The organism is Listeria sp. SHR_NRA_18 (assembly GCF_003856515.1).
Lineage (GTDB): Bacteria > Bacillota > Bacilli > Lactobacillales > Listeriaceae > Listeria_A > Listeria_A newyorkensis.
Genome location: NZ_QPKR01000006.1, coordinates 63,052 through 75,165 on the forward strand (window position 1 = coordinate 63,052; position 12,114 = coordinate 75,165).

Here is a 12,114-nt window from a genome sequence, read left to right on the forward strand (position 1 = left end):
ACAACTGGATTTCTGTCCCCCTTTTTTAGTGTGCGCTGCTGGCTTGTTTGGCTTTGTATAGAACAAGAATCGCAGCGGCGAGTAGGATAACGCCCATCACGGCTGGCGCGGCGTGTCCAAGTGATACGTAGATCGCGCCGCCTAGTATTGGACCAATGATTCTCGCTAGTGATTGGATGGATTGGCTGCCACCTTGAATCCGGCCTTGTTCGCTGGCATCGGCGGATTTGGATAGCATGCCGTTGAATGATGGTCCGAAGATGGAATCGCCAAAGCCGAATATAAAGATTCCAACGATGAAAATTGGTGCCGATGATGCGACGGTTGATGTCGCGATGAAGGCGTAACCGATGAGTTCTGCGGTCATTCCAAGAAGCGCGATTTGCTTGTCGCTGAGCTTTTTCAAGAGTTGGGGCATGATGAAAGCTTGTGAAATGATGTCTTGGAAGCCCATGATGGAAAACACGAGTCCGATGATGGCTGGTTTCCAGTTGAAAGTGTCGATAGTGAATTGGGACATGATGGCTTGCATGGAACCGCTCGGTATCCAAAGTAGGAATGCCGCGATGAGAAGTCGGTTTAAATTTTTGATGGATAGGATGTTGAAAAGTTGGATAAATGGATTGAGTCGGGCTGGTGTGATTTCTTGGAGTCTATTTTTGGCGTCGAGGCTTTCTGGCATGAAAAAGTAACCGTAGACCATGTTTAAGAGTGCGATGATGGCGCCGAAATAAAGTGGTGCGGTGTAGCCGAAATGGGTTGCGAGTAGCCCGCCGATTGTTGGGCCCATGATGGAACCTGCGCCTGCCATTGCGCTTACCCAGCCGAAATACTTGGTGCGGTTTTCTGGGGGCGTGATGTCGGCAAAGTAGGCAAAGATGGTGCTGATGCTACCGCCTGTGATGCCTTCGATGATGCGTCCGGCGAATAGAACCCATAGCGCGCCACCAATTCCGAAAACAAAAAATCCGATTGCGGCTCCGAGTAGGCTGACGATGAGTATGGGACGCCGGCCGTATCTGTCACTGAGAGCTCCGAGCACGGGTGCTGAGAAGAACATGCAGATGGCGTATACGGACATGAGTAAGGTCACGACCATCGCTTGGTCTCCTGGATTGGTTATATATGGCTGTACTAAAAACGGGATGACTGGCGTGATGATGCTGAATCCGATTCCGATAAGAAATACGGAGATAAGACCGAATACTAGGGCGTGTTTATTGACTGTTGGTTGGTTGTTGTGTGATTTGATTTGTGGCATGATTTCGCTCCTTAAGCGTCGTTATTTTGTTTCTCTGTCAACAATAACTTATTTTTGTTTCCTTGTCAACAAATTATTTTCGAAATAAAAAACAGCTCTGGTTCCAAATGAGGGGTGAGCTGTTTCATATTTTATCATCGGTATTTTGTTTCTTTATTTCGGCATCCAAGTGATTGCTGTAATTTTTTAGAAAGTTTAGCGTGGCCTGGAATTGTTCCTCTGTTATTTGCTCGAAAACGACTTTATCTCGCTCTTGGAACTCTTGATGCAACCTTTCATGGATATCAAAAACTTCTTGTCCTTTTGGAGTCAGGCGGAAATAGATTTCTTTCTTGTTTTCTGCTTTTTGGTAGCTTTCGATGAGGCCTTTTTCTATCAGTTTTTTCGTCAATTTGCTGATTGCGCCTCGGGTCATGTAAAAGGCTTCCGCGAGCTTCGTTACGTTGGGATCAGCCATTTTGCCGATGTACTCAACGCCGTGGACTTCTGACGATTTGTACCCCTTGAGGCTAACTTCCATTTTTGACTTGTTCAGCGAGGCCATCTTGTTAAATACTTCTCTGGCGCCTGACATGATTTCGTCTTCTTTGTTCATCGTTTGCCCTCCTTCTTGCGTTAAGGACAATTATAGCTCGTTTTTGTTTCTTTTTCAACAATAATATTTAAAAGGCGGTTGGATTGGATGCGGTCGGAATCCAGGCTTCTTTTAGCGGCACGACTACGGGCGGAACGGTTACATCGCCGGATATCCGTTTTAGGAATTGGCGAGTTCGTTCCTGTTTTGGTGCGCCAAATAGTTCTGCTGGGCTTCCTTCTTCTACCACAACGCCGTCTGCCATGAACAGGACATGATCGGAGACTTCTTTCGCGAATTGCATCTCGTGCGTCACCACAACCATGGTCATGCCTTCTTCCGCGATGGATTTGATGACTGCCAAAACTTCACCGACGAGCTCTGGATCAAGCGCGGAAGTTGGTTCGTCAAACAGGATAACTTCCGGGTTTAGGACGAGTGCTCGCGCGATGCCGACGCGTTGTTGCTGTCCACCTGAAAGCTGACTTGGATAAAAATCGAGCTTGTCGCCGAGTCCGACTTTTGCGAGGATGGCTTCACTGCGCGCACGAGCTTCAGCTTTTTTCACTTTTTGGGCGACGATAAGGCCTTCCATCACGTTCTGAATCACGGTTTTATGCGCGAATAGGTTGTAATGTTGGAATACCATCGCGGTTTGTTTACGCAGGGCAATGATGTCTTTTTTCGTCGCTTTTTCGGTGGCTACAGTCACATTGCCGATTTCGATTAGTCCACCATTTGGTTTTTCTAAGTAATTGAGGCAGCGCAGAAGCGTCGTTTTTCCAGAGCCGCTGGGTCCTAGAATCGTGATTACCTCGCCTTTATTGATCGTTAAATCGATGCCTTTTAGCACCTCTTGTTCGCCGAATTGCTTTTTAATTCCTTGTAAGCGTATCATCCAATCCCTCCCTGGTTATAGGCCGTGGCTTTGCGATCGATGCGTGACGCGACTAGCTCGATGATGATCGTGACGCCCCAGTATAGCAGGCCCGCCGCGATAAATGCCTCGAGAAACTTGAGGTTGCTGGAGGCGACGATCTGCGCGGTTCCCGTGATTTCTTTGACGGACACGAGGAAGGCAATGGACGACGCTTGCAAAAAGCCAACCACGATATTCGTCAAATTGGGAATCGACTGCGCGAGTGCTTGCGGTAAAATGATGCGCGTCATCACTTGGAATTTGGTCATCCCGACCGAGTAACCCGCCTCGATTTGGCCACTTGGGACAGCGACAATGCCAGAACGGATAATCTCGGAAAGGTAAGCCCCAGCGCTAAGTGACAAAGCGATAAGTACAAAAATCGTGATCGGTACGCCGTTGATGTTGAACGACCAGTCGTAACGCTTCGCTAAGCTATCGAGTAGCAGCGGCAAGCCGAAATAAATGAGCATAATATGCATCACGATTGGCGTTCCGCGGACAAAAGATACATAGCCATTCGCCACATGATAGACGCCCTTGACGCGATAAATACGTGCTAGCGCGACGCCAAGTCCAATCAAAAAACCAACAATCAGGGGTACAAATGTAAGCATTAAGGTAAGCGGGAGCGCCGTCAAAATTTCTTTAAAAGCCTCCCAAATAAACGGATAATCGAGTTGCATCGTGTGTTTCGCCTCCTCTCCTAATCTAACGCCATAACTGGCGCTTTATGCCGATTTGCGCGTTTTTCAAATACTTTTGCAGCTTGTTCTAAGATTAAAACAACCGCATAATAAATGATTGACATCGCGATGTAGACTTCCAGCGCGTGAGCCGTCGCCGCAATCAGTGCTTCCCCGCGCCCCATCATGTCCATCAGCCCAATCGTGAACGCGAGCGATGTGTCTTTCAGCGAACTAATCACCGAATTCGCGACATTAGGAAACGCGATACTTGCACTCTGCGGCAACACAATTCGGAAAAAGCTCTGCATCGGGCTCATCCCAACCGACATCGCGGCCTCCGTTTGCCCATAATCCACGCCATTAATCGCGCTCCGGAAAATCTCCGAGAAAATCGCCCCATCACGCAATGCGTACGTCACAATCACGAAATACGCCGGCGCCATCCGCGAAATATCGACGCCAAACACGAGCAATAACGCTGGTAACCCGTAAAAAACCAAGAACAGCTGAATCAACATCGGCGTCCCGCGAATAAAGGAAAGAAACACGATGACCAACTGGCTCAAAACCGGCACACGAAACAACCGAATCACCGCCAAAATAAGCCCTAAAAATAATCCAATCACCGTCGCATAAAACAAAACCTGCAACGTTATCATCAAATATTCCAGCAACGTCGGAATAAAATCAAAAATCAAATGCCAATCAAACGCCTTCCCCATTCGCGTTCCACCCCTTATTCTTTAAAAGTCTACTGTATAGTCAGCACCAAGCCATTTTTTGCTCAGCTTGCTAACCACGCCTTCCTCTTTCAATTCCTTCAGCGCCCCGTCCAAATCATCCGACAACTGCGACTCATTTTTGCGTAACAAGAAGAAAACCTTCGAGTTCAGCACAGGATCACCGACCACTTTTTGCTGAGCATCGGCCTGTTCATTCAGCAATTTCACCGCAAAAGGAGTCGTAATCGTAGCGTCCGCGCGCCCCGTTCTAATTTGATTTGTCGCGTCATTATTTCCCGTACCCGAATACACGATGTTAATTTTATCCCCATGCTCCTTGTTATATTTCTCCAAATACACCGCCGAATTACTCGTCGCACTCACAATCGCCGTCTTCCCAGCGAGATCCGCAACCGACTTAATACCCGTATTCTTCTCGTTCACCGCCACCTGCAGCGGAAAAACATTATATGGCTCCTTATTAAATAAAAACTTCTCCTTACGCTCATCGTTCACTTCCATTTGATGCGCCACGAAGTCGATTTTATTAGTCTGCAAACTCAGTAATAAATTCGAAAAATCCATCGTTTTAAACTCAAACTTGTACTGCGGCAACTTCTTATCCAGCGCCTTAACAAGCTCCACATCATACCCCGTCAAATTCCCCTTATCATCAATAAAGCAGATATTCGGGAATTGCGTACCAGTCCCAACCACAATCGTTTTAACATCCTTGCCATCTTTTGTTAGCGCATCACTCGACGCCCCCGTATCCGTTCCAAGCCCGCAACCCGCGAGCAAAACACCACTTGCCACAACTAACAACGCACCAAAAATCCACTTTTTCATCCAATCTCCCCTTAATTCGAATTAACTAGCACGTCCACATCGCCAAGCTCCGCAAACAGTGATTCATCCAACACTTTCCGTAAGAAAACAATATTATCCCCTTCATACTCATGCTCATAAAACCCAACATACCCACGATGCTCATAAATCGAAACAAGCCAAGGATGCCGCGTCGCCGTCGCTAAATAAACCGCCGGAGCCTTAATCTGCGCCACTAAAACCTGTTCCTCCACATAATCCAAAAGCGCCGTCCCAACCCCTTGCCGTTTGAAATCCGGGTCCACCGCGAACCACCAAATAAATGGATACGGCTGAATCGAGCGTTCCCCTAAAGCCCACGGAAAAGCCACCGTCACCGTCGCAATAATCCGCCCATCACGCTCCAACACATAATTCGCGTTTCGCCGAATATTCTCCTCGACCGTCGCCAAATTCGCCGTCGCGCCAACAAATTTTATATCCATATCCTTCAGCGGCTTGTACCCACGAATCGAGACATCATGCACGACCACCGCATCCTCAAGCTTTGCTAACCGAATAACATCCCCCACAAAAATTCCTCCTTAGTTTTGCGACTCAACTTTGTCCGCGTAACGACTCTCCTTAAACGGCAATCCCAAATTTCCACGCAACGTATCGCTCTCATATTCCCGATCATAATACCCACGCGCCTCCAAAATTGGAATCACTTTTGCAACAAAATCGTCCAATCCCTCACCCAAAACTGGCGCTCCGAAAATAAAACCATCCGCAGCCTCGCCATCAAACCAAGCGATCAACTCATCGGCAATTTTCTCCGGCGTGCTCACAAAAGCCGATTTTGGCGTCGTCACCCGCAGCGCCACCTCACGCAACGTCAAACCCTCACGCTTAGCATCCGCCTTAATTTTCTGCGTCGTCGCCCGGAAACTATTCTCACCAACCGTCCCAATATCCGGAAACGGCTCATCAAGCGGAAACTTCCCGAAATCAAAATGATCAAAAAAGCGACCAAGATACGCGAGCGCCTCCTCATCTGAAACCAAATTCTTAATCTTCTCATATTTCGCGTCCGCATCCTCCTGCGTCACCCCAACAATCGGCGCAAACCCAGGGAAAATCTTAATCTCATCCGCGTTACGACCATTCGCCACCGTCCGCGCCTTCACATCCGCATAAAACGCCTGCGCCTCCTCGAGCGAGCCACCATTCGTAAACACCGCGTCCGCCTCTTTTGCAGCCAAATCCTTACCCGGCTCCGACGCCCCAGCCTGAAAAATCACCGGTTGCCCCTGCTTCGAACGCCCAATATTCAGCGGTCCCTCTACCGAGAAAAACCGTCCCTGATGATTCAAACGATGCAGCTTCTCCCGATCAAAAAACTGCCCCGACTCGCGGTCCCGCACAAACGCATCATCCTCCCACGAATTCCAAAGCCCTTTCACGACCTCCAAATGCTCCACCGCAATCTCATAACGCAGCGCATGTTCCGGATGCGTTTTCTTACTATAATTATTCGCCGAACCCTCGAGCGGCGACGTCACCGCATTCCATCCAGCCCGACCATTACTAATCAAATCCAGCGACCCGAACTGCCGCGCCACCGTATAAGGCTCACTATAAGACGTCGAAAGCGTTCCCACCAGCCCAATCCGCGACGTCACCGCAGCCAATCCCGAAAGCACCGTCAAAGGCTCAAACCGATTCAAAAAATGCGGAATCGACTTCTCATTGATAAACAACCCATCCGCCACAAAAGCAAGCGTAAACCCAGCCGCCTCAGCCTTCAAAGCCTGTTCCTTATAAAACTCAAAATTCACACTCGCATCAGCCGGCACACTCTCATGTTTCCAAGCATTCATATGCCCACCAGGACCATGCAACATCACGCCAAATTTAATTTTTCCCATTCATCATTTCCCCCTTCTCATCTCACATCCACCGTCAAAATCGCCTCACTAAGCAACTGCACCGATCGGAACCTCGCGTCCTGCCTCGCAACCGGCGTATGAATTACGAACTCATCCACATCAAACGTCGCCCGCAATCGCACTAATTCCGCCTTCACCTGCTGCGCCGTCCCAACAATAATATCCGCCACACGCTCTTCTATCTCGAAATCCGTCACACCAGCCTGTCTCGCAAATTCCTCCGCCTGCGCCACCGTCTGCACCGTCACCGAAACACCCGTCGAAAGCGTCACCCGCACCACTTTTTGCTCACCCGCAAGCGCCCGTGCCTCACCTTCCGTATCCGCCGCCAAAACCGGAACCGCGATAATCAATTCCCCATCCGGATTCGCCGCCCGAAACGCCGTTACTGCCTCCTTAAGCGCCACCTCATCACTATTAATAAATTTCGCAAAACAATAATTCACACCCTGCGCACCGGCCAATTCCGCACTCGCCACACTCGCACCCAGCAAGAAAATCTCCGGTTTCGTCGGTGGCTCAGGGCTCACCCCAACACCAGCCAACACATGATCCGCAGGCACCTCATCATCCACGAACTGCCTCAAAAGCACCAACTGCTCCTCAAAATCCGTTTTTCCCGACCGTCCAAATTGCAAAGCCTTCGTCGAGCGCGGCAACCCACCAGGCGCCTTTCCAACACCCAAATCCACTCGATTCGGCGCTAACGTGGCGAGCAGGTTAAAGTTCTCCGCGACCTTATACGCACTATAATGCTGCAACATCACGCCACCCGAGCCAACCCGAATCCGCTCTGTTCGCGCCAACAAATGCGACACCAAAACCTCCGGCGAAACACCAGCCAACAACTTCGTATCATGATGCTCCGACACCCAAAACCTGTGATATCCCCATTCCTCCGCCTTTTCCGCCAACGCAATCGTCTGCTGCAACGCCTCATACCCACTTTTGCCATCCGCAATCGGGCTCTGATCTAATAAACTGAGTCTAAATCCCATTTCTCCGCCTCCCTCAAAGCCGTCTCAAGTGCCGGCAACCCGAGCTCCGTCACGCCCCAATATGTATTCCCCCGACCAATTTCGACCACAGGAACATAACGCACTCCGTACTTCGCCTGCAAAATTTCCCGCTGCTCATCATGATCCGTCACATCCACCACCTGAAAATCGCGCCCCTCCTTCGTCAAATAATCCTTCACCTCCGCACAATAATCACAACCCCGTTTCGCCCAAACCACAATCGCTAATTTTTCCGCCATCTCATTCGTCCCCCTTTTAAATTATTTGTCCAACCTCACGCCGACCGACCGCCACGACCAATTCCGCCAACTGCCCACGCAATCGCTGCTCCAACTCCACATCCCGAATCGGCACAACCGCCGCCTTATCCACCTGCGCGTCCACCACATAAACCCCTTGTAAAACCTCACCCTTCAACACACCAAGCAGCGGCTTCAATGCAAAATCAATCGCCAACACATGCCCGTTGCTCCCACCAGACATAATCGGCAGAACAACCTTATTTTTCAAAATATTCTCCGGCAACAAATCCAAAACCGCCTTCAAAACCCCCGTATACGAAGCCTTATAAACCGGCGATCCCACAATCACACCATCCGCCGCCTCAATATCCGCGACCAATTCCCCAATCCGCGCATCTTTGAAGTCCGCATTCACCAACGTTTCCGCCGCAAAATCCCGCACCGAGTGAAAACTAGTTTCAATCCCATCCCCCTGCAAAATCCCACCAGCATACCGCAAAACCTTATCTGTCCCCGATTGCGCCGATGGACTACCAGACAAAATCACGATTCGACTCATCTCATCCCCACTTTCTTTTTAAAACATATATATCCGATGCATTTACTATGAATTAAGACAAAAAAGAACCTCCCTTCCGAATTTGGAAAAGAGATCCCTCTTCTCCCTATTTGCCAGGCCAGAAACGCTCGCCTGCTGGAATGAGCACCGTTCTATCACTAGAGGTTGCTGTGGGATCAAAGGACCAGGTTCCTCCCCCAACTCTTAATAAGGACTGTATAATTTTTATGATTGGATGTATCTTACCATCCCTAAAATCAGATGTCAACAAATAATTTGTCTTTTTAGACTAGTTAGGTTTTTCACAAAAAGGATGAGACCTTACCCAATCTAATATTCTCAGTGATACAATTTATCTAAATATAACTTTTTTATACCACACTAGTAGCTTGTCGAAAAATCAATATCTATTTATTCGGCTTCTTTTTTTCAAATAACCTTACTATGAACAGACAACTCAGGAGCACTAACGGAATACTCACAATAAACCATAAAAAAGTTCTTGGAAAAATTTCATAATAATAATACATGAATACTGTTACCCAAATAAATAATACAGCATACTTCAATATATTTTTCACAAAATCACCTCTTGTATTATGTATATCTGCACAGCCATTATCCGCTCATTTATTCATCTTGTCCAGTCATTAGCTATCTAAATTATAAAGCGCTTTATAAACGGGACATGTCGAAATATATAATAATACAAAGCATAGCCAATAACTCCGCCACAAACATTCAACATAACATCATTAATATCCGTTGCCCGCCAGACATTGAGCATCGTTAATTGCCAAATATACTGCAAAATTTCAATGACTACCGACGTCGCTAAAATAACCATAATGACACGTCCAAATTTCCGCATACTTCGAAAGTTAACTGGCAATAAAATCGCGAAAGGAATCATCATAACAAGATTTCCACCCAGATTCCTAACGATTATTGAAAAATCCGCATCCAACAAACCGAAAAACTGCATCGGATTTAGGTTAATCACAATCTCGCGATACCGTTGCTCATACTCCCCGACAATGATATTTATTGGGAATAAAGTCACAACAACCAACACACCTAAATACAAAACAAAAAATAAGCGACTGATTTCTTTGTGCCAATCCAATTTTTTATCTTTGAGAATAAGTACTCCTCGTATTATCACATAGACACACACGCTTAAAAACATTGGTATTAAACCATCTATTGTATATTCTTCGTATCCCATTTGCATCATTCACTCTCGATTATAAATATTTTGTATCATGGCTGTTTTACTAATAAAATACGCCAAAACAAACCCGCTCACATTCAAAATGACATCCGTCACATCCATAAAATGATTCGGATAAATAAATACAATATCCAAAAATAACTGCATCGATTCAATCATAACAGAAATAAGTAACCCGATACAAATAAAGTTTCCAAAAGATATGCTCGGCTTCATCGCACCTATATAAATCCCAAGTGGAAACAGCAACATCACGTTCCCAACAGCCTGATACCAGTCTGCCATCGCCCCATCCAAAAGTTGCTTAAACGGAACAATATTTATATAATCCATCACTGCATAATTCCCTGCATCCAACAAATTCCCGAGTATCGTAAATGGAAAAATCACAAACTTAATCAAAAATACTAAGTAAACCCCAAGCAAAGCCGTTGCAAAATAATATCTATCCAACTTCTTCCCCTGCAAAAGAAATCCCAACGTTATCGCCATCACGACAAGCAACGCAATCGCTAAGATAATAATGAAAAATGGATCGTATGTTATGTCCATGCCAGTTGCTCCTTTAAAAATAATTTAATTAATAAAAACCTTCCCTTTAAAAGATTGATTATTCGGTAGAATGCTAGACTTCATGTAGACTCTGTACACGCCACGACCTTTTACATAGAGTTTTGCTGATGTATCTTTTACATGAGAATAATTCCATGAAGCATCCGTCTTTGCCCAACCAATATAACCAAGGCTTTGCTGCAAAGTTAATGTAATATGAAATTTCCCAGTTGGCCATTTTGTTGGCGTTGTTGTCACTCTCACAGAATTACCGGCTCCCATCTCAAAGCTTCGCGTGAATAATCCGCCTTTAAAATCATATGATCCGTCTACAGATGCTGCAAGTGCCGATATTGGCAAGATAAAAACCAGTAACACCGCAACAATAGAACTAACAATTTTCTTTTTCATACTCCCTACTCCTTTTTAGTTTTATTTATAACAACCAAATTGTATCACACAAATAACAATCGAGTCAAATTGAGTTGAAAATATGCAAAAAGCCCCTCAAAAAGGAGCCAACACCACCATCAAATCTCTTCCACAATCGATGTCCCAGAATCTCTCTCTAGCCCATTCCATTGCCATTTCTCGTGCATACGAAGTTTCCCATCTGGTAAAAATTCTGGTGTCGAGTGGCACGTCCCGCTTCGAATCTTTTTGTGGACGCTTACATGATTATAACGGAAATCAATCGATCCATCCTTGTGAACAACACCAATCAGTGTGCCACGCTCAATCTCGCCACCCTCGTATGTCCCCGAAATGACATCACCATCTTGAAAATAATGAAAAACCGTTTTTTCAGATACCTCGCCATTTCCCGAGTTTTCGACCACTGTGAACTTTTTACCCTGATAATTAACGATCAGAATCCCTCCTAGTTTTCGAACTAATCACACAACTATTATAGCACAAAATGACAAAAATGCCCTAGCCAAGTGTTGCATGACTAGAGCCTCATTTTTTATTACTCGCCTAAATCCTTTACCCAATCATTCATTGCACGGCGTGGCTTCGCATCAGGAATCTCGTTGACCCGCGTAATCTGCAAGCAACCAACGATCTGCTGACCATCCAGCCCCAGCTCCGTCACAACCTCCGGATCAAAAATAAAGTTATTCGTCCGCCATAGCACGCCAAGACCTGCTTCCCATGCCAAAAGTTGGATATTCTGAATAAACGCACTCGTCGCAGCGATTGCCTCAAAATCCTTCTTACCGCTCCCGATAATGTCCGTCGTCACGATCAGTGTATAAGGTGGCGCCACAATCTTGCGCTCATTCCCAGCACGAATCTGCTCGCGTCGCTCATGCGTCAACGGCTCGCCCTGCATCCGCTCCATCGAGTTCACAATCGCCTCCACAAAACGGCGCTTCTCCTCTTCCGTCGACAAAACCGCCACATGCCACGGTTCCATTTTACTATGAAACGGTGCAAAAGCCGATTTCTCCAAAATGTCATTAATAACCCCGCGCTCGATTGGCGTCTCGTCCACCTGCTTGATACTACGGCGTTCCATTATAATTTCTGATATATTTTTAGCCATCAATAGTCCTCCTAGTGATAATCATTCTCACTAAG

At 46.7% G+C, this 12,114-nt stretch carries 16 protein-coding genes and 1 riboswitch; all 16 genes read right to left on the reverse strand.

The features are described 5' to 3' along the window. Positions 1–25: 25 nt before the first annotated feature. The 16 genes from DUK53_RS10255 to DUK53_RS10330 all read right to left on the reverse strand — a co-directional run bounded on the left by DUK53_RS10255 (position 26) and on the right by DUK53_RS10330 (position 12,079). Complete coding sequence (locus DUK53_RS10255) at positions 26–1,261, reverse strand: MFS transporter (RefSeq protein ID WP_036094554.1); 1,236 nt, start codon at positions 1,259–1,261, stop codon at positions 26–28. Between the two features lie 124 nt (positions 1,262–1,385). Beyond that, complete coding sequence (locus DUK53_RS10260; RefSeq protein WP_036131882.1) at positions 1,386–1,856, reverse strand: MarR family transcriptional regulator; 471 nt, start codon at positions 1,854–1,856, stop codon at positions 1,386–1,388. 67 nt (positions 1,857–1,923) lie between these two features. Then, positions 1,924–2,733, reverse strand: a complete 810-nt coding sequence (locus DUK53_RS10265) for an amino acid ABC transporter ATP-binding protein (protein WP_052164909.1) — start codon at positions 2,731–2,733, stop codon at positions 1,924–1,926. Continuing rightward, complete coding sequence (locus DUK53_RS10270) at positions 2,730–3,440, reverse strand: amino acid ABC transporter permease (RefSeq protein ID WP_036131884.1); 711 nt, start codon at positions 3,438–3,440, stop codon at positions 2,730–2,732. The genes DUK53_RS10265 and DUK53_RS10270 overlap by 4 nt, the downstream gene beginning before the upstream one ends. Before the next feature lie 20 nt (positions 3,441–3,460). Continuing rightward, complete coding sequence (locus DUK53_RS10275; protein ID WP_036131885.1) at positions 3,461–4,165, reverse strand: amino acid ABC transporter permease; 705 nt, start codon at positions 4,163–4,165, stop codon at positions 3,461–3,463. 21 nt (positions 4,166–4,186) lie between these two features. Beyond that, positions 4,187–5,014 carry an amino acid ABC transporter substrate-binding protein gene (locus DUK53_RS10280; protein ID WP_036131887.1) on the reverse strand — a complete coding sequence of 276 codons (828 nt, stop codon included), beginning with the start codon at positions 5,012–5,014 and terminating at the stop codon, positions 4,187–4,189. Positions 5,015–5,025: 11 nt separating this feature from the next. Continuing rightward, positions 5,026–5,565, reverse strand: coding sequence for a GNAT family N-acetyltransferase (locus tag DUK53_RS10285; protein ID WP_036094563.1), 540 nt, complete (start codon positions 5,563–5,565; stop codon positions 5,026–5,028). A 12-nt stretch (positions 5,566–5,577) separates the two neighbouring features. Continuing rightward, positions 5,578–6,903, reverse strand: a complete 1,326-nt coding sequence (locus DUK53_RS10290; RefSeq protein WP_036131889.1) for an LLM class flavin-dependent oxidoreductase — start codon at positions 6,901–6,903, stop codon at positions 5,578–5,580. Positions 6,904–6,920: 17 nt separating this feature from the next. Next, positions 6,921–7,922: an LLM class flavin-dependent oxidoreductase gene (locus DUK53_RS10295; RefSeq protein WP_036131891.1), complete on the reverse strand. Its 1,002-nt coding sequence runs from the start codon at positions 7,920–7,922 to the stop codon at positions 6,921–6,923. Then, positions 7,898–8,182 (reverse strand): glutaredoxin family protein, encoded by a 285-nt coding sequence (locus DUK53_RS10300; RefSeq protein WP_036131893.1) that lies wholly within the window; start codon positions 8,180–8,182, stop codon positions 7,898–7,900. The genes DUK53_RS10295 and DUK53_RS10300 overlap by 25 nt, the downstream gene beginning before the upstream one ends. 16 nt (positions 8,183–8,198) lie before the next feature. Further along, a complete protein-coding gene (gene ssuE, locus DUK53_RS10305; protein WP_036131894.1) occupies positions 8,199–8,744 on the reverse strand; it encodes an NADPH-dependent FMN reductase in 546 nt (181 codons plus the stop codon). Positions 8,745–8,847: 103 nt separating this feature from the next. Continuing rightward, positions 8,848–8,958, reverse strand: a riboswitch (SAM riboswitch). Between the two features lie 444 nt (positions 8,959–9,402). Beyond that, positions 9,403–9,972: a VanZ family protein gene (locus DUK53_RS10310; protein ID WP_036131897.1), complete on the reverse strand. Its 570-nt coding sequence runs from the start codon at positions 9,970–9,972 to the stop codon at positions 9,403–9,405. A 9-nt stretch (positions 9,973–9,981) separates the two neighbouring features. Next, entirely contained in the window at positions 9,982–10,530 is a 549-nt protein-coding gene (locus DUK53_RS10315) for a VanZ family protein (RefSeq protein ID WP_052164910.1), read from the reverse strand. Positions 10,531–10,554: 24 nt separating this feature from the next. Further along, complete coding sequence (locus tag DUK53_RS10320) at positions 10,555–10,941, reverse strand: hypothetical protein (RefSeq protein ID WP_036131899.1); 387 nt, start codon at positions 10,939–10,941, stop codon at positions 10,555–10,557. A gap of 119 nt (positions 10,942–11,060) precedes the next feature. Then, positions 11,061–11,405, reverse strand: a complete 345-nt coding sequence (locus tag DUK53_RS10325) for an avidin-fold protein (RefSeq protein WP_474200026.1) — start codon at positions 11,403–11,405, stop codon at positions 11,061–11,063. A gap of 95 nt (positions 11,406–11,500) precedes the next feature. Beyond that, positions 11,501–12,079 carry a nitroreductase family protein gene (locus tag DUK53_RS10330; RefSeq protein WP_036131902.1) on the reverse strand — a complete coding sequence of 193 codons (579 nt, stop codon included), beginning with the start codon at positions 12,077–12,079 and terminating at the stop codon, positions 11,501–11,503. Positions 12,080–12,114 lie beyond the last annotated feature (35 nt).

What these genes read in the sequence shown, in the direction of transcription:
- DUK53_RS10255 (WP_036094554.1), bottom strand. Translation starts at nt 1,261, where the DNA reads ATGCCACAAATCAAATCACACAACAACCAACCAACAGTCAATAAACAC.
- DUK53_RS10260 (WP_036131882.1), bottom strand. Translation starts at nt 1,856, where the DNA reads ATGAACAAAGAAGACGAAATCATGTCAGGCGCCAGAGAAGTATTTAAC.
- DUK53_RS10265 (WP_052164909.1), bottom strand. Translation starts at nt 2,733, where the DNA reads ATGATACGCTTACAAGGAATTAAAAAGCAATTCGGCGAACAAGAGGTG.
- DUK53_RS10270 (WP_036131884.1), bottom strand. Translation starts at nt 3,440, where the DNA reads ATGCAACTCGATTATCCGTTTATTTGGGAGGCTTTTAAAGAAATTTTG.
- DUK53_RS10275 (WP_036131885.1), bottom strand. Translation starts at nt 4,165, where the DNA reads ATGGGGAAGGCGTTTGATTGGCATTTGATTTTTGATTTTATTCCGACG.
- DUK53_RS10280 (WP_036131887.1), bottom strand. Translation starts at nt 5,014, where the DNA reads ATGAAAAAGTGGATTTTTGGTGCGTTGTTAGTTGTGGCAAGTGGTGTT.
- DUK53_RS10290 (WP_036131889.1), bottom strand. Translation starts at nt 6,903, where the DNA reads ATGGGAAAAATTAAATTTGGCGTGATGTTGCATGGTCCTGGTGGGCAT.
- DUK53_RS10295 (WP_036131891.1), bottom strand. Translation starts at nt 7,922, where the DNA reads ATGGGATTTAGACTCAGTTTATTAGATCAGAGCCCGATTGCGGATGGC.
- DUK53_RS10300 (WP_036131893.1), bottom strand. Translation starts at nt 8,182, where the DNA reads ATGGCGGAAAAATTAGCGATTGTGGTTTGGGCGAAACGGGGTTGTGAT.
- ssuE (WP_036131894.1), bottom strand. Translation starts at nt 8,744, where the DNA reads ATGAGTCGAATCGTGATTTTGTCTGGTAGTCCATCGGCGCAATCGGGG.
- DUK53_RS10310 (WP_036131897.1), bottom strand. Translation starts at nt 9,972, where the DNA reads ATGGGATACGAAGAATATACAATAGATGGTTTAATACCAATGTTTTTA.
- DUK53_RS10315 (WP_052164910.1), bottom strand. Translation starts at nt 10,530, where the DNA reads ATGGACATAACATACGATCCATTTTTCATTATTATCTTAGCGATTGCG.
- DUK53_RS10320 (WP_036131899.1), bottom strand. Translation starts at nt 10,941, where the DNA reads ATGAAAAAGAAAATTGTTAGTTCTATTGTTGCGGTGTTACTGGTTTTT.
- DUK53_RS10330 (WP_036131902.1), bottom strand. Translation starts at nt 12,079, where the DNA reads ATGGCTAAAAATATATCAGAAATTATAATGGAACGCCGTAGTATCAAG.